The sequence below is a fragment of the Streptomyces sp. MGP-BFMKR1 genome, from assembly GCF_057766585.1.
This window is the reverse complement of record NZ_CM173408.1, coordinates 5,138,688-5,154,162: the sequence shown is the minus strand read 5'-3', so window position 1 is coordinate 5,154,162 and position 15,475 is coordinate 5,138,688. Positions and strand designations below refer to the sequence as shown.

General features: G+C 74.7%; 13 protein-coding genes. 9 read left to right on the top strand and 4 right to left on the bottom strand.

Going from position 1 to position 15,475, the window contains the following annotated elements; genetic code table 11:
- Window positions 1-388 precede the first annotated feature (388 nt).
- The 4 genes from AC3CHW_RS20335 to AC3CHW_RS20320 all read left to right on the top strand — a co-directional run bounded on the left by AC3CHW_RS20335 (window position 389) and on the right by AC3CHW_RS20320 (window position 5,172).
- Window positions 389-2,320: an MFS transporter gene (locus tag AC3CHW_RS20335; protein ID WP_488467405.1), complete on the top strand. Its 1,932-nt coding sequence runs from the start codon at window positions 389-391 to the stop codon at window positions 2,318-2,320.
- 26 nt (window positions 2,321-2,346) lie between these two features.
- Window positions 2,347-2,874 (top strand): hypothetical protein, encoded by a 528-nt coding sequence (locus tag AC3CHW_RS20330; protein ID WP_254392732.1) that lies wholly within the window; start codon window positions 2,347-2,349, stop codon window positions 2,872-2,874.
- A 351-nt stretch (window positions 2,875-3,225) separates the two neighbouring features.
- Window positions 3,226-4,167 carry a futalosine hydrolase gene (gene mqnB / locus AC3CHW_RS20325; RefSeq protein WP_488471114.1) on the top strand — a complete coding sequence of 314 codons (942 nt, stop codon included), beginning with the start codon at window positions 3,226-3,228 and terminating at the stop codon, window positions 4,165-4,167.
- Window positions 4,168-4,269: 102 nt separating this feature from the next.
- Window positions 4,270-5,172: a 1,4-dihydroxy-6-naphtoate synthase gene (locus AC3CHW_RS20320; RefSeq protein WP_381158384.1), complete on the top strand. Its 903-nt coding sequence runs from the start codon at window positions 4,270-4,272 to the stop codon at window positions 5,170-5,172.
- A 154-nt stretch (window positions 5,173-5,326) separates the two neighbouring features.
- Here AC3CHW_RS20320 and AC3CHW_RS20315 read toward each other — a convergent pair whose 3' ends face one another.
- From AC3CHW_RS20315 to AC3CHW_RS20305, 3 genes are all read right to left on the bottom strand, one after another.
- A complete protein-coding gene (locus tag AC3CHW_RS20315) occupies window positions 5,327-7,360 on the bottom strand; it encodes a neutral/alkaline ceramidase (RefSeq protein WP_488467404.1) in 2,034 nt (677 codons plus the stop codon).
- Between the two features lie 317 nt (window positions 7,361-7,677).
- Window positions 7,678-8,607 carry a TetR/AcrR family transcriptional regulator gene (locus tag AC3CHW_RS20310; RefSeq protein WP_488467403.1) on the bottom strand — a complete coding sequence of 310 codons (930 nt, stop codon included), beginning with the start codon at window positions 8,605-8,607 and terminating at the stop codon, window positions 7,678-7,680.
- A gap of 465 nt (window positions 8,608-9,072) precedes the next feature.
- Window positions 9,073-9,456, bottom strand: coding sequence for a cold-shock protein (locus AC3CHW_RS20305; protein ID WP_176162244.1), 384 nt, complete (start codon window positions 9,454-9,456; stop codon window positions 9,073-9,075).
- Window positions 9,457-9,650: 194 nt separating this feature from the next.
- On the opposite strand from AC3CHW_RS20305, the gene AC3CHW_RS20300 reads away from it, so the two are divergent.
- The gene (locus AC3CHW_RS20300; RefSeq protein WP_176162245.1) at window positions 9,651-9,887 is read left to right on the top strand and encodes a hypothetical protein; all 237 of its coding nucleotides are present in this window, start codon (window positions 9,651-9,653) and stop codon (window positions 9,885-9,887) included.
- Window positions 9,888-10,081: 194 nt separating this feature from the next.
- Here the strand turns inward: AC3CHW_RS20300 and AC3CHW_RS20295 are convergent, their stop codons facing one another.
- Window positions 10,082-10,879 (bottom strand): HAD family hydrolase, encoded by a 798-nt coding sequence (locus AC3CHW_RS20295; RefSeq protein WP_488467402.1) that lies wholly within the window; start codon window positions 10,877-10,879, stop codon window positions 10,082-10,084.
- 97 nt (window positions 10,880-10,976) lie between these two features.
- On the opposite strand from AC3CHW_RS20295, the gene AC3CHW_RS20290 reads away from it, so the two are divergent.
- The 4 genes from AC3CHW_RS20290 (at window position 10,977) to AC3CHW_RS20275 (ending at window position 15,418) form a co-directional block, all read left to right on the top strand.
- Window positions 10,977-12,005, top strand: coding sequence for a FecCD family ABC transporter permease (locus tag AC3CHW_RS20290; RefSeq protein WP_398607536.1), 1,029 nt, complete (start codon window positions 10,977-10,979; stop codon window positions 12,003-12,005).
- A gap of 115 nt (window positions 12,006-12,120) precedes the next feature.
- Window positions 12,121-13,224, top strand: a complete 1,104-nt coding sequence (locus AC3CHW_RS20285) for a FecCD family ABC transporter permease (RefSeq protein ID WP_488467401.1) — start codon at window positions 12,121-12,123, stop codon at window positions 13,222-13,224.
- The gene (locus AC3CHW_RS20280; RefSeq protein ID WP_488467400.1) at window positions 13,221-14,138 is read left to right on the top strand and encodes an ABC transporter ATP-binding protein; all 918 of its coding nucleotides are present in this window, start codon (window positions 13,221-13,223) and stop codon (window positions 14,136-14,138) included. Before AC3CHW_RS20285 ends, AC3CHW_RS20280 begins: the two co-directional genes overlap by 4 nt.
- Before the next feature lie 317 nt (window positions 14,139-14,455).
- On the top strand, window positions 14,456-15,418 hold the full coding sequence (locus AC3CHW_RS20275; protein ID WP_488467399.1) for an ABC transporter substrate-binding protein: 963 nt from the start codon (window positions 14,456-14,458) through the stop codon (window positions 15,416-15,418).
- Window positions 15,419-15,475: the final 57 nt, after the last annotated feature.

Sequence of the window (15,475 nt, the reverse complement as noted above, 5' to 3'; positions counted from 1 at the left end):
CTCGGACGCACCAGTTACGTCCCATTCTGCGGGATGCTGACCCGGTGCGTGGCCAAGAACGACCGCCAGTGGCGCGTAAGGCACGCTACCTTGTCGGACCGCACCACCCCCACCCCGCCTCGTCCCCACGGGGTGCGCGCGCCGCCCCGAACCCCCACCGACCGCCCCCGCGCGCCGCCCCGACGCCCGGCGCGAGAGGGCCTGACCGGTACCGCGTACCCGTCGCTCCCCCACCGACCGGCCGCCACCCGACCGCCGCCGGACACGTAAGACTCGCCCGCGACCGGGCCCGGGAAGTGGGGCGGCGGCGACCCGGATGTGGGGGAAACGCGGCGAAGAAGCGGCGGAAAGTCGCGTACCTCGTCCTGATGGGGTAGACGATGGCGTGGTGAGAGGCACGAGGTTCGCCGCGGGCGGCGCGATCGGAAGGTCGCGACGCTCGTTCGGCCAGACGCTACGGCGCCCGTTCGCGAGCACGGCTCGCGGCGTGCGGCGGGCGACGCATGCGCACGGAGCGGGCGAGTCCGGCCTCGGGAAGCTGATCGAGTTGCACGCGGTGAACTCCGCGGGCGACATGATGATCACCGTCGCGCTCGCCTCGACCGTGTTCTTCTCCGTACCGACCGACGAGGCGCGCGGCCGGGTCGCCCTCTACCTCGCCATCACGCTGGCGCCGTTCGCGCTCCTCGCCCCCGTGATCGGCCCGCTGCTCGACCGCATTCCGCACGGCCGCCGCGCGGCGATGGCCAGCGCGATGCTGACCCGCGCGCTGCTCGCGCTGACGATGGCTGACGTGGTCAGCGGCGGCGGGCTTGAGCTGTACCCGGCGGCGCTCGGCGTGCTTGTCGCCTCCAAGGCGTACGGAGTGGTGCGTTCCGCGGTCGTGCCCCGGCTGCTGCCGCCACGCTTCTCGCTGGTCAAGGCGAACTCGCGGGTGACGCTCGGTGGGCTGCTCGCCACCGGCCTCGCGGCGCCCATCGGCGCGGGGCTGCACCAGCTCGGGCCGGCGTGGCCGCTCTACGGGGCGTGCGCGGTCTTCACGATGGGCACGATCCTGTGCTTCACGTTGCCGCACAAGGTGGATTCGGCCAAGGGCGAGGCGCGGGCCCACGTCATCGCCCACCCGCCGCACCTGCGCTCCCACGACCACGGCCCCACCCGCGCCCCGCACCACGCCACCCGGCCCGGCCAGCCGCGCGGCGCGATCGCCGCCGAGGCCACCGAACCCGCCGGCGCCACGGCCACGGCGGTGGTGGAGCCGACACCGGACACGGCCCCGGCGGGGGCGCCGGAGGGCACGCCAGCGGGAGCGTCACCGACGGCGACGGCGACGGAGGACCAGCCAGCGAACGCGGACGCCGAGCCCGCCACCACCTCTGCCACGGGCGGCACTACCGACGCCGGGCCCGACGCCGACGCGGCCACCGAGACGGCGGGCGCGACCGAGGCCGGAACCGGGGACGAGGCCGGGGCCGGGCCGGCAGCCGTGACCGCCGCCGCGAGCACGAGCACGACGGCGGGCGCGCGTGCGACGGCCGGCACGAGCACGACCGGCACCAGCACGGCCATCGCCGAGGGCGGCGCCACCGTCGAGCAGGACCCACCCGCCGCGCGGGAGGACACGGCGCGGGAGGAGGCAGCGCAGGAGGATGTGGCGCGGGAGGTCGTGCCGTACGCCGGCGGCGCGGCGCACGCGGACTGGGACGAGGAGCCGATCAAGCGGCCGGGGCTGCGCAACGTGGGCTCGTCCGTCCTGCACGCGTGGCCGGCCAACGCCACCATGCGCACCCTCTCCGGCTTCCTGACCCTCTTCCTCGCCTTCATGCTGCGCGAGCACCCGCTGAGCGGGCTCAGCCCCGAACTGTCGCTGGGCATCGTGGCCGTCTCGGCGGGCGCGGGCAACGCGCTCGGCACCGCGATCGGGGCCGGGCTGCGCGCCCGCGGCCCGGAGCTGATCATCGTCGCCGTGCTGACCACCTCGCTGGCCACGGCCATCACGGCGGCCGTCCTCTACAGCCAGGTGGCCGTCGCCGCGCTGGCCGCCGTCGCGGGCCTCTCGCAGGCGCTGGGCAAGCTGTCGCTGGACGCGCTGATCCAGCGCGACGTGCCGGAGAACGTCCGCACCTCCGCGTTCGCCCGCTCCGAGACCGCGCTACAGATGTCCTGGGTGGTCGGCGGCGCCATCGGCATCGCGTTGCCGCTCAACGGCGTCCTCGGCATGTCGACGGCCGTCTGCTTCCTCGCGCTCGGCTGGCTCGGCACCGTGCGTGGGCTGCTCGCTTCGGCCAGGCGCGGCACGCCGCACCCGCGCGTGGCTTGATCCGCGCGGCCCGATAGCCTGCCAGCATGACCACTGCCACGCGGCGGAGCCGCACTTCGATGTCGTCCTGGCGCAAGGGCCGCCGCGTCGCCGCCGCCGTTGGTGCCGTGTCCATCGGGCTGATCACCCTGGCCGCCTGTGACAAGCCGACCCCCCTCGCGACCGTGACCGTCGGCACCAGCTCGGTGAACTCCGAGGCCACCGACGGCTGCTACGGCGACGGCAAGGTGCTCAACGAGAAGAAGACCAAGGACTGCCTCTCCAAGAAGGGCGGCAAGTCGATCAAGGTCGCGCCCGGCGAGAAGGTGCGCATCGGCGTGGACCCGGAGATCGGCGAGTCCGGCTGGGTGATGGTGTCGAGCAACCCGCTCATGAAGGAACCGAGCAAGGACAACTACCGCAGCTTCGACGGCGACACCCTCTTCGAGCAGAAGGACCCGCAGACGGGTCAGACGATGGGCATGCGGGACAAGGTCACCATCGCCATCGTGGAGCTGAAGGGCAACGACGGCCCGAAGGCCATGTGGCACTTCAACCTGGAGCGCGAGGACTAGGCAGCCCCGCCGGGCGCCACCCGCCCCGCGGGCCCAGCCGTCCCCGCCCGCCCGGGCCGGCGGCCGTCCCCGCGACGCCCACCGCCCCGGGCGCCGGACGCACCACCCCCGCACCACCCGATCCACCCACACCACCCGATCCACCCGCAGTACCCGAACCACCCGCACCACCTCAGCCACACACACCGCACTGCACCGAGTGCCGGCCCAGCTCGCCGGCGGGCCGCACCGCCGCCCGCCGTGCGGGCGCGCGGGACGCATGGAGCGCGGTGCACGACGAAGGGGCGTGAGTCCATGCGCGCGCTGATCGTTACCGCGGTCCCGGCCGAACGCGACGCGGTGGTCCGGGGCATCCGGGATGCCGGCGCCTTCGAGGGCGTGGAGCGCGCCCTGCCCGGCGCCCCCGGGTACGCGCGGCACCGGCTGGCGCTGCCGGTCACCGGCGCCAGCGACGCCCTGACGCTGGAGGCGCTGGACGCCGACGTGCTGGCGGCCGGCGTCGGCCCGGCCGCGTCGGCCGCCGCCACCGGCAGCGCCCTGGCCACCGCGACGGCCGACGGCCTCCCGTACGACCTGGTCATCTCCGCCGGCATCGGCGGCGGCTTCGGCGTGGCCCCGGCCATACCGCCGGCCGGTACGGCATCGGCCGGCGCCGAGCCGGCCGGTACGGAATCGACTGGTACGGGATCGACTGGTACGGGATCGGCTGGTACGGGATCGGCCGGCGTGGGCCAGGCGGCGGCCCGGTCGGCCGGGGTGGCGCTCGCGGCCGTGGTGGTGGCCGACGCGATCGTGGCCGCCGACCTGGGGGCCGAGACGCCCGACGGCTTCGCCGCCGTCACCGACCTCGGCTTCGGCACCATCCGGCACCTGCCGCCCGCGCACCTGGTGCGGGCGGCGGCCGAGGCCACCGGGGGCGTGCGCGGGAGCGTGCTCACCGTGTCGACGGTCACCGGCAGCGCCGAGCGCGCCGCCGAGCTGATGGACCGCCACCCGGGTGTCGTCGCCGAGGCGATGGAGGGTTTCGGCGTGGCGGAGGCGGCCACCGCGTACGGGGTGCCGGTGCTGGAGATCCGTACCGTCTCCAACGCGGTGGGTCCGCGCGACCGGGCCGCCTGGCGGATCGACGCCGCGCTGGCGGCCCTCACCGGCGCCTTCGACGCGCTCGCGCGGGCGCTGCCGCGAGCCATGGCGGAAAACGGCGCGCCGACCGACCCGGCAGGAACAGCGCGGGGCTCGTCAGCGCTGCACGAGGCGGCCTCCGACGCGGCGGCGGGCGACGGGCCGACCTAGGACCCAGGCCGGCCCCGGGCCAGCCCCGGGCCCCGTGAAGCCGCCCCGCTCCCCCGCCGAAGGAGCCACCGCAGACCACCCCCGTGCGAGGAGGACCCCGTGATGACCGAAAGCGCCGAACTCTCCGACCCGGCACCCGGCGCCGGCGGGAGCGACGACCGCCCCCTGCGCATCGCCTATTCGCCGTGTCCGAACGACACGTTCGTCTTCGACGCCTGGGCCCACGGCCGCGTCCCGGGGGCGCCCGCCCTCGACGTGACCTTCGCCGACATCGACGTCACCAACGGCATGGCCGAGCGCGGCGAGTTGGACGTGCTGAAGGTGTCGTACGCGGTGCTGCCCTGGGTCCTCGACGAGTACGCGCTGCTGCCCTGCGGCGGGGCGCTCGGCCGTGGCTGCGGGCCGCTGGTGCTCACCTCGGGCCCGGCGGACGCCGCCGACCTGGCGGGCCGCACGGTCGCGGTGCCCAGCGAGCGGTCGACGGCGTACCTGCTGTTCCGGCTGTGGGCCGCGACCGAGGTGCCGGGCGGCGTGGGCGAGGTGAAGGTGCTGCCCTTCCACGAGATCATGCCGGCCGTGCGGGCCGGCACGGTGGACGCGGGCCTGGTCATCCACGAGGCGCGCTTCACCTACCAGGACTACGGGCTGCACTGCCTGGCCGACATGGGCGAGCACTGGGAGGCCACCACCGGGCTGCCCATCCCGCTCGGCGCGATCATCGCCCGGCGCGCGCTGGGCGCCGAGCGGCTGCGCGAGCTGGCGGACGCGGCGCGCGCCTCGGTGCGGATGGCCTGGGACGACCCGCTGGCCTCGCGCCCGTACGTCCTGGAGCACGCGCAGGAGATGGACCCGGCCGTGGCCGACCAGCACATCGGCCTGTACGTCAACGAGTTCACGGCCGACCTCGGCGAGGACGGCTACGCCGCCGTGCGCGGCCTGCTCACCCGCGCCGCGGCCGAGGGCCTGGTGCCCGCCCTGGCCCCGGGCGCGCTCGACTTCGCCTGAGCGCTCGCGTTCGACTGGGTTCCCAGCTTGCGGCTGCGCCGCGCCGGCTCCTTCCGCACGCCACGGCCCCGCCCTCCCGAACGCGAGGGGGTGGGGCCGTCGACGTGGGCGCGGGCCACCGGCGTGGGCGCGGGCCGTCGGCGCGGGCGGGGCGTCAGTGGACGGTGAAGGGTCGGCTCGCGCCGGTGAAGGGGCTGATCCCGCCGGTGAGCGCGCGGGCGTCGCCGTGGTGGACGAGGCGGTACGTGCCCGGCTCGGCCTCGCGTGGGATGTCCCAGGTCAGGGTGGCCGTGGAGACCGCCAGATAGGCGCGCTGCCAACGGTAGGTGGTGGACCAGTCGTCGTCCGTGGCCACCGTGCGCCAGCCGCCCGGCGCGCCGGGGTCGTGGCGCTGCACCTCCAGGAAGGTGGAGCCGGTGCGCAGGTCGTTGGCGGGGTGGCCGGTGAAGAAGGTGGCGCTGGCGCGCTCGCCGCGCCGGTAGCCGTCCGCCGCCGGCTGGTCGCGTACGTCGCCGAACTCCCGACCCGCGGGCGGCGCGTCGAGCACGGGCCCGGGGTTCAGGCTCAGTTGGTGGTCACCGCGCCAGGCCGGCCGGGTCTGACTCGGCGTCGGCTCGCCGGTGCGCAGCGCCTGGGCGAGGCGCGCGAACTCCTGCTGGTAGGCGGGGAGGGTGTAGCGGCCGAAGTGGGTCGAGGCTCCCTCGTAGTGCTGGGCGTCGTACTCCTGCGGCGTGGTGACGTACTGGCTGTACGCGTTGGCGTAGCCGGCGAACACGGTGTGCCGCGAAGAGTCGCCGAGTTCGGCCGCGACCGTGTCGGTGACCCGGTGGCCGGCCGCGATGGTGAACTCGGCCGGGGCCGCGGTGAGGGTGAGCTGCCCGATGCGCACGATCTGCACCGGCAGGACCTGCGGCGTCCAGGCCGGCCGCTGCGCGCCGGTGGCCAGGAAGACCGGCTTCGGCGCCTGGCAGCGGCGCAGCCCGGGCGGCGCCGGGTTGAGCACCGCGCCGAGGCCGACCACCAGCGGGTTGGCCCGCAACTCTCCCTCGTCCACCAGGTCCGGCCCCGGACCGTCCTCGGCGCCGGCGGTGAACGCCTGCCCGAGCGCGGCCTGGCAGGTGCGGTGCGGCTGGCCGTCGGGGGTGTAGCGGCCGGCCACGTCCACGGCGGAGAAGTCGACGTAGCGCTGCCGGTGGTCGATGGGGCCGCGCAGCTCCTCCGTGGCGCCGTTGAAGAGTTCGAGCGCCTTGGCGGCCTGTCGCTCCCCGATGATCCGGGTGTTCTCGAACTCGTCGTCGGTGGGGCCGTGGGCGCCGCCGTCGCGCAGGTTGGGTGACATGTCGCCGGCGTTGGTCTGCGCGAACGCGGCGACGAACCGGCCTCGTTCGGTCGCGTCCACGCCGAAGGCGTCGTGCTCGACCCGATAGCTGGCGTACCCCTTGTTGTCGGCGCTGATCAGCGTGTTCTTCGGGGTCATGGAGGTGGCGTGGGTGGGGAACCAGCTCAGCATGCCCACCGGCCGGCCCGCCCGCTCGAAGCGGAGCACGGTCATCCGGGTGTCCACCTCGCCCGGGAAGCGGGCCCGCTCGGCGGCCGGGTTGCGGCGGAAGGCCGCCGCCGACCGGTTGACGTTCGCGCCCTTCAACTCGCCGGTGGCGACCTTCACGGTGCCGGGGGCGCGGTCGGCGTCGGCGGCGACGACGGCCGCCACGATGCCGGAGACGATCGCCTCGTACGTCTTCTTCTGGTGCCCGAGCGTGGTGAGGTTGTAGAGCACGTCGTGCCCGTGGCCGCCGGGGCCGGCGTGGGTGTGGGTGGCGGAGAGGACGACGTTGCTCTCGGTGTAGCGCTGGCCGAGGCGCTCGGCGAGCCGGCGCAGCACCTCCTGGTGCACACCCTGCATGATCATTCCGACGTCGGCGCTGACGAACGCCGTGCGCCCGCCGCCCGGTTGCTCCATCACGAAGGCGCGCGCCCACTGCCGGGTGTGGATGCCGGAGGTCCGCTGGTCGAGCCGGGCGTAGCCCATCATGCCGACCTCGGCGGCCTCCCCGGTGACGTCGGCGATGCCCACCCCGACCCGGTAGCCGCCGCCCTCGGCGGAGGCTCCGCCGGCGGCGGCCGGGGCCGGGTCGGCCGCCGCGGGACCCGGCGCGGCGAGGCCGGCGGCCACCACCGCGGCGAGCAACGCGCCGAGCGCGGCCCGCGCGACGGCGCGGCGCGCGGGGGCGGGACGGCCGGCCGCGCGCGGTGGCGCCGCCGCTCGGCGCCGGAGCCCGCGTCCACGGCGGGGCGTACGGATGGTCAGGGGGGCGCGACCGAAAGGACCGCGCGACGGACACAACGTGCGTAACGACATACGCGGTCCCTGACTGTGAGGGTGGGGCGGCCCCGGTACGGCCTCCGGGAGGATGCGCCCGGGCCGGCGCTTGCGGCTCAGAATGGGACCGTACTTACTCCCGGGTCAATACGCCGACCACGTAAACCCGAAAGGGTACTCAGCTTTCACGCCACCGCTGGGCCCCCGCCCGCACCCCGTTCGGCGGGAGCGGAAACCTCGCTTTCCGAGCCCGTTTCGCCTTCCCGCGCGCCCGGCAGCGCGACGGCGGTCGAGGACGCCGGGTCGGCCTGGCGCGCCGGGGGCGGCGCGGCGGGCGGGGCCGCGAGGGCCGAGGCGGCTTGGTCGGCGGGGGCTGAGGCGGCCGGGGCGGCCTGGTCGGTCGGGGGCGCTGGCCGCGCGGCCGGCGCGCCGTACTCCCGTGGCCCGCCTCGCTCGAAGATCCCCTGCACGACGCGCCGGGCCTCGGCCAGCACGGCCGGGTCGCCCTGTTCCGGGTCGCACTCGAAGGCGAGCTTGACCAGCGCGTCGCCGGCGGCGACGGCCGTCAGCAGCGCGGTGCGCAGCCGGTCGTCCACCACGACCCCGAACCGCGTGCCGATCAGCTCGGCCAACCGGTCCGCCACCACCTCGTCGTTGCGCCGCCCCTCGGCCAACAGCCGGTCGTCGGCCACGTCCCCGAAGAGCACCATCCGGAAGCCGACGTCGGCCCGCGACATCCGCACGTACTCGTCGAAGCCGGCCGTCGCCGCCTCCGACCAGTGCGTGAACCCGGCCCGGGCGAGAAGCTGGTCGAGCCGGCCGAGGAAGGCGTCCAGGTTACGGGCGGACGCGGCCCGGAAGACCGCTCTGCGGTCGGTGAAGAAGCCGTACAGCGTGGCCAGGCCGACGCCGGCGGCCTCGGCGATGCGGGTGGTGGTGGCCGCCGCGTACCCCTCGCGCACCACCAGCCCCACCGCGGCGTCCATGATGCGGTCCACCTTCTCGCGGCTGCGCCGCTGCCGGGGCTCGCGGCGCAGCGCGCTCGGGGAGACCACGGGGTCGGGCGTCGAGCGGGCCGGGGCGGCTCGCGTGGGCTCCGCTGGCTGAGCGTTCATCCGCCCATCTAACCGAAGCGGGGGCTGCCTGGCGATGACACGGAAAGGCGGAAACGAGAAGGGATGTCCCCATAGCGTGGCCGCCCCGGCGCACCAGCCGGCGCACGCCACCAGCGCGGCGACCCCACCCGGCCCGCGCACCGGCGTACGCGAGTTCGCCCGGCACCGCCCGCGCCACGCCCCGGTGCGCGACGGCGTGCGACGGTTTGCGACGGCGTACGAGGGGGCGGGGTGGGGCGGGCCGGCCTCTCGGGGGCGGACGCGGGGCGCGGCGCGCCGGGCCGCACGCGGCGGCGTACGCGTACGGCGCGCGGCGGCCCTCCGGGCGAGCCTGACGAGTAGCCGCACGGCCCGGGCCTCGCGGGCCCGGGACCATACGGCGCGGGCCCGGCGGGTCGATGGAGGCCGCCGGGCCCGGGAGGGGGTCGGGCCTGCCGGCCCCCGGATGCGCTGTCCGCCGCCGCGCTACACGTCGAGCTGGTCCGCCACCGCGCGCAGCATGCCCGCGATCTTGGCGCCGTGGGCCTTGTCGGGGTAGCGGCCCCGTTCGAGCTGCTGGGTGACGTTCTCCAGGAGCGTCGTCAGGTCCTGGACGATCGAGGCCAGCTCGTCGGGCTTGCGCCGCTGGGCCGCCGCGACCGACGGGGTCGGGTCGAGCAGAGTCACCGAAAGCGCCTGGTCACCGCGGTTCCCCGCGACGACCCCGAACTCCACGCGCTGGCCTGGCTTGAGCGCTTCGACGCCTTCGGGGAGCACCGACGAGTGGACGAAGACGTCATCGCCGTCGTCGCGGGAGAGAAAGCCGAAGCCCTTCTCGCTGTTGAACCATTTGACCTTGCCGGTAGGCACGTCTGTCCTCGTCCTCGTAACTCGTCGGGAAACAACGGAAAACAGCTCTGGATAGCACTACAGCGGGTCGCAAGACCCGCCGGCACCAAGGCTAATGGTCCGGAGCCTGGTGACAAGACGTACCCGGGTCGTTCCTGCTCGGTAATGACCGACAGGAGTCTCACTGTTGCAGGTAGGGGACCTACCCTGGTCGCGTGAGTAATGAAACTTCCCGTACTGGGGATCTCCTGGTCCGCATCGGCGCGATCGTCTTCCTGGTCGGCGCGGTGGGCACGCTGGTCACGGTGGCCCCGCTGCTGCTCGGGCTCGACCGGCTGCCCACGCCCGCGTACTTCGTGTCCATGCTGATGGGCGTCGGCTTCGTGATCGCCGGGGCCGGCCTGCTGACGTCGATCGCCGCGCAGCGCCGCCAGGCCAGGTCCGCCGCGTAACCCTCCGGGCGCTGCCGCACCGGACCCAGCCCGCCGGCCCCAGACCGCCGGGCCCAGCCCGCCGGGGCCCAGCCCCTGAGAGCCCGTTCCCCGACACGCGGCCTCGGCTCCCCGCGCGCCGGCGCGCCCGCCCCGGCGTGCGCGTGCGGGGTGGGCACGCTGGCGCGGCGGGCGCGTCGGAACGGCCCGTGGGGTCAGGCCAGCTCGCTCACGTAGGAGCGCCACCAGGCGGGGAACTCCGTGAGGTCCGCGAGGACGACGTCGGCCCCGGCCGCGCGCAGCTCGTCCGCGTCGCACGGTCCGGTCGCCACCGCCACCGCGAGCGCCCCCGCGGTGCGGGCGCCGCGCACGTCCCCGACGTGGTCGCCGACGTACACGCTGGCCCCGTACTCGCGCAGCGCCTCCGCCTTGGCCTCGGCCCACAGCCAGCCGATGACGGCGTCGGGCTCGATCCCGAGGTGGGCCAGGTGCAGCTTGGCGTTGGGCTCGTGCTTGGCCGTGACGACGATCGCCCGGCCACGGGCGGCCCCCGCCCGCCCGGACCCGGCGCCCGCGCCGCCCGCGCCCGCGCCGCCGGCGCCCGCTCCGTCGGCCTCCGACCCCGTCCCGTACCCCCGCACCGCGGCGATGGCCTCCCGGGCGCCCGGCAGTGCCGGAGTGGGGGCGATGGCGTGGGTGGGGTACAGCGCGCGGTAGCGATCACCGACTGGCTGGATCTGGTCGTCGGGGAACCAGTGCGCCAGCTCCTGTTCGAGCGGTGGTCCGAGCCGGGTGATGGCGAGGTCCGCGTCGATGAAGGTGCCGGTCTCCTCCGCGAGCGCCTGGTACGCGGCCTTGATGCCAGGTCGCGAGTCGATCAGGGTCATGTCGAGGTCGAAGCCGACCGTCAGGAAGGGCGGCGCGTCGCCGGTGCCCGGCCGCGGATCGGCCCGGTGCGGGGCCGGCTGGGGGTGCTGTGACGGCTGCGGGGGCTGGTGCGGATGCGAAGACATGGTCGATATTCTGCCGCGTCCCGCCCCTTACACTTAGCCTGACCTAACCACCTGCTCAAGATCCACTCATCCCACCGCGCGCGATGTGAAGGGCACGATGTCAGCCGTCCCGACCAGCAGCGCCAGGGCCTCCCTGGTCAGCCGCCGCATCGGCTGGACGGCGACCGCCGTGTTGGCCCTGCTGCTCGCCATGCTGCTCAGCCTCGCGATCGGCAGCCGCCAGATCGCGCCATCCGCGGTCTTCGACGCGCTGCTGCACGGCGGCGGCAGCGACGCGGCCGAGGTGGTCCGCTCGATGCGCCTGCCGCGCACGGTGGTGGGGGTGATGGTGGGGGCCGCGTTGGCCATGGCGGGCACGGTGATGCAGGGCATCACCCGCAACCCCATCGCCGACCCCGGCATCCTCGGCATCAGCCAGGGCGCGTCGGTGGCGGTGGTGCTCGCCATCGCGTACGCCTCGGTGCACACGCTGACCGGATACGTGTGGTTCGCCTTCGCCGGCGCGGGGGTCGCGGCCGTGCTCGTGTACGCCATCGCCGCGCGCGGGCGCGGCGGCGCGACCCCGGTGAAGCTGGCGCTCGCGGGCGCCGCCATCAACGCGCTGCTGGTCTCGGTGACCATGGCGGTGCTCACCACCAAGGCCGCGGCGCTGGACGAGTTCCGCTTCTGGCAGGTCGGCTCGCTCTCCGGCCGGGACGCCGAAGTGGCCGCCCAGATATGGCCGTTCCTGCTGGTGGGCGTGGTGTTGGTGGCCGCTGTCGCGCGCGGGCTCGACGCCCTGGCGCTCGGCGAGGACGTCGCCAGGGGGCTCGGCCAGAACGTCGCCACCGTACGGATCGTCGGCGGTCTCGGCGCGGCGGTGCTCACCGGGGTGGGCGTCGCGGCGGCGGGGCCGATCGCGTTCGTGGGCCTGGCCGTGCCGCACATCGCCCGCGCCATCGTCGGCACCGACCACCGCTGGGTGCTGCCGATGGCCGCCCTCATCGGCCCGGTCATGCTGCTGGTTTCGGACACCCTCGGCCGGATCATCTTCCCGCCGAGCGAGGTGCCGGCCGGCGTGATGACCTCCCTGATCGGTGTGCCGTTCCTGGTGGCGCTCGTACGTCGAAAGGCGGTGGCCGCGTGACCGGCACCCCGAGCGCGGCCCACACCGCGCCTGACCTCCGTCCGCCGCGCACGGCGGACCGAACAGGACCGGAGACGAGCGGCCCGCGCGGCGCCGGCGGTCGCGAGGCACGCCGATGAGCGCCGTCGAGACCGGCCCGGCGGGCGGCGGCCGTACGGTGGCCGCGGGCGCGCGCCCGGGCGTGCGGCCGGCCGGGTACGCCCTGGTGCGCGCCGGTCGCGGGGCCTTCCTGCTGCACCGGCGGGCCACCGTCGTCGCCGGCGTACTGGCCGTGCTGCTGGCCGCCGTCTGCGTGCTGTACCTCTCGGTCGGCGAGAGCTTCGTACCGCCCGGCGAGGTGGTGCGGGTGCTCGCGGGCCAGCCCTCGCCCGACCGGCTCGTCGTGGAGACCCTGCGGCTGCCACGGATGACGCTCGGCCTGCTGGTCGGCGCGGCCTTCGGGGTGGCCGGCGCGCTGATCCAGACCGTCGCCCGCAACCCGCTGGCCAGCCCCGACATCATCGGCGTCACGCAGGGCGCGAGCGCGCTGACGGTGGGCGCGATGACCTACGGCGTCACCTCGTACGCCGTCCTCCCCTACCTCTCCATCGTCGGCGGCATCGCCGCCGCCGCGCTCGTCTACGTCTTCGCCTGGCGCGGCGGGCTGCACGCGGCGCGCTTCGTGCTCATCGGCATCGGCTTCGCGATCGCCCTGCGCTCGATCACGCAGCTCTTCCTGACCAAGGGTGACTACCTGGTCGCCCAGCAGGCCCAGGTCTGGATGACCGGCTCGCTCAACGGGCGCGGCTGGGACGAGGCCAACCCGCTGACGCTGGCCCTGCTCGTGCTGTTGCCCTGCGTGATGTGGGCCGCGCGGGCGCAGCGCGCGGTGGCGCTGGACGACGACACGGCCACCGCGCTCGGCGTGCGGCTCGGCCGGGTACGGCTCGGGCTCGTGCTGCTCGGCGTGGTGCTCGCGGCGCTGGCGACCGGGGCCGCGGGACCGGTGGACTTCGTCGCGCTGCTGGCCCCGCAGATCGCCCGCCGGATGACCCGCACCGCGCAGATCCCGCTGCTGTGCTCGGCCTTGATGGGCGCGTTCATCGTGGTCACGGCCGACCTGCTGGCCCGGAAGCTGTTCGCGCCGACGGAGCTGCCGGTCGGCGTGCTGACCGCGGCCATCGGCGCCCCGTACCTGATCTGGCTGATCATCCGCAGCCGCACCGGAGGCAAGGCATGACGAAACCCGCACCCGCGAACGCCGCCGCCCCGGCCGGCGACGCCGGGGCCGCCCCGTCCGCCGGAGCGGCCCGGCCGGAGGCCGGGCGGCCGGAGAGCCGGCTCGCCGCGCGCGGGCTGACCCTGGCCTACGACGACCGGGTGGTCGTGGAGGGCCTCGACCTGGCCGTCCCGCAGGGCGCGGTCACCGTCATCGTCGGGCCCAACGCGTGCGGCAAGTCCACGCTGCTGCGCGCGCTCGGCCGGTTGCTGAAACCCCGGCACGGCGCCGTCCTGCTCGACGGCACCGAACTCGACCGCATCCCGACGAAGAAGATCGCCCAGTCCGTCGGCCTGCTGCCGCAGACACCGGTGGCGCCCGAGGCGATCACCGTCGCGGACCTGGTCTCGCGGGGCCGCCAGCCGCATCAGAGCTGGTGGCGCCAGTGGTCGGAGACGGACGAGCGGGCCGTGACGGACGCGATGGCCCGCACGGACGTCTCGGCACTCGCCGACCGGCCGGTGGACGAGTTGTCCGGCGGCCAGCGGCAGCGGGTGTGGATCGCCATGGCACTGGCCCAGGAGACGGACCTGCTGCTGCTCGACGAGCCGACGACCTACCTCGACATCGCGCACCAGGTGGAGGTGTTGGACCTGGTCCGGCAGCTCAACCACGAGCGGGGCCGCACGGTCGTGGCGGTGCTGCACGACCTCAACCAGGCCGCGCGGTACGCGGACCACCTGGTGGCGATGAAGGCCGGCAAGATCGTCGCGCAGGGCAGCCCCGCCGAGACGGTCACCGCCGACCTGGTACGCGAGGTCTTCGGGCTCGACTCGGTCGTCGTCCCGGACCCGGTCACCGGCAGCCCGCTCGTCGTCCCCGGCACCCCCTGGCGCCCCACCGACCCGGCGCGGGACGCCCCCGCTTCGGCATGACGGGCCCCGTACGCCCCGGTCCCCCGCCCCGTAGTCCCGTGGGCCCCGGTGCCCGTACGACCACGGGTCCACGACCCACCCACCGTGGCACCGCGGTCGTAGCCCCGTAGCCGTAGCTCCCTGGTCGTAGCCGTAGGCCCGTAGCCGCAGTCCCCGCAACCGAAGCCGTACGCCACACCCCACGTCCCCGCTCCCACGCTCCTCCCTCCCTCTCCCCTCTCCCCTCTCCTCTCTCCCCTCTCTCCTCTCCCACTTCCACTCCCGCTCCCGTCCGCTCCCGTACGGCCCCTCCGTACGGACGGCAGAAAGGTCAGACCATGACCCACCTCCCGTACCGCCGCGCCCTCGGCGCCGTCTCGCTCGCCCTCGTCACGACCGTGGGCCTGACCGCGTGTAGCGCGGAGTCCGACGACTCGTCGGACGGCAAGAAGCGCACGGTGAAGACGGCCATGGGTGACGTGAAGGTGCCGGAGTCCCCGAAGCGCGTCGTGGTCCTCGACACCGCCGAACTGGACTCCGCGATCACGCTGGGCGTCAAGCCGGTCGGCGCCACGCGCGCCGACGTGGCCTCGGGCTTCCTCAACTACCTGCCGAAGGAGAAGGTCGAGGGCATCAAGGACGTCGGCACCATCGCCGCGCCGAACCTGGAGACCATCGCCAGCCTCGACCCGGACCTGATCCTCACCAACAAGGACCGCGACGCCACCCGCTACAAGGAACTCAGCGCCATCGCGCCCACGGTGATGACGGAGACCACCGGCTACCCGTGGAAGGAGAATTTCCTGGTCCACGCCGCCGCGCTCGGCAAGACCGCCGAGGCCAAGAAGGTGACCTCGGACTACACCGCCCACGCCGGCCGCGTCACCGACGCCATCGGCGGCCCGGACAAGGCCAAGCAGACCGAGGTCAACGTCGTCCGCTTCATCGAGGGCGCCGACATCCGGATCTACGGCAAGAAGAACTACATCGCCACCATCCTCGCCGACGCCGGCCTCGGCCGCCCCGCCGTCACCGACAAGGCCAAGGACGGCTTCTCGTACGACGTGAGCCCCGAGCAGATCGACACGGCGGACGCGGACGTCATCTTCACCTCCACCTACGGCGACCCGAAGAAGGCCGGCGAGACGAAGGCGACCGCCAGCGGCCTGTGGAAGAACATGGGCGCCGTCAAGAACGGCAAGGTCCACACGGTGGACGACCAACTCTGGATCCAGGGCATCGGCTACACCGCCGCCCACAAGATCCTCGACGAGATGCAGGGCCACCTGACGAAGAAGTGACCTGAGTCCGACCTGCCCCGCCCCGCACTCAGCGGTGCCGCCCGGCGCACGCGCGCC

Bases quoted from the DNA above. Each gene is read 5' to 3' on its own strand.
- AC3CHW_RS20285 (WP_488467401.1), top strand. From the start codon at position 12,121: ATGAGCGCCGTCGAGACCGGCCCGGCGGGCGGCGGCCGTACGGTGGCC.
- AC3CHW_RS20320 (WP_381158384.1), top strand. From the start codon at position 4,270: ATGACCGAAAGCGCCGAACTCTCCGACCCGGCACCCGGCGCCGGCGGG.
- AC3CHW_RS20280 (WP_488467400.1), top strand. From the start codon at position 13,221: ATGACGAAACCCGCACCCGCGAACGCCGCCGCCCCGGCCGGCGACGCC.
- AC3CHW_RS20275 (WP_488467399.1), top strand. From the start codon at position 14,456: ATGACCCACCTCCCGTACCGCCGCGCCCTCGGCGCCGTCTCGCTCGCC.
- AC3CHW_RS20290 (WP_398607536.1), top strand. From the start codon at position 10,977: ATGTCAGCCGTCCCGACCAGCAGCGCCAGGGCCTCCCTGGTCAGCCGC.
- AC3CHW_RS20310 (WP_488467403.1), bottom strand. From the start codon at position 8,607: ATGAACGCTCAGCCAGCGGAGCCCACGCGAGCCGCCCCGGCCCGCTCG.
- AC3CHW_RS20295 (WP_488467402.1), bottom strand. From the start codon at position 10,879: ATGTCTTCGCATCCGCACCAGCCCCCGCAGCCGTCACAGCACCCCCAG.
- AC3CHW_RS20330 (WP_254392732.1), top strand. From the start codon at position 2,347: ATGACCACTGCCACGCGGCGGAGCCGCACTTCGATGTCGTCCTGGCGC.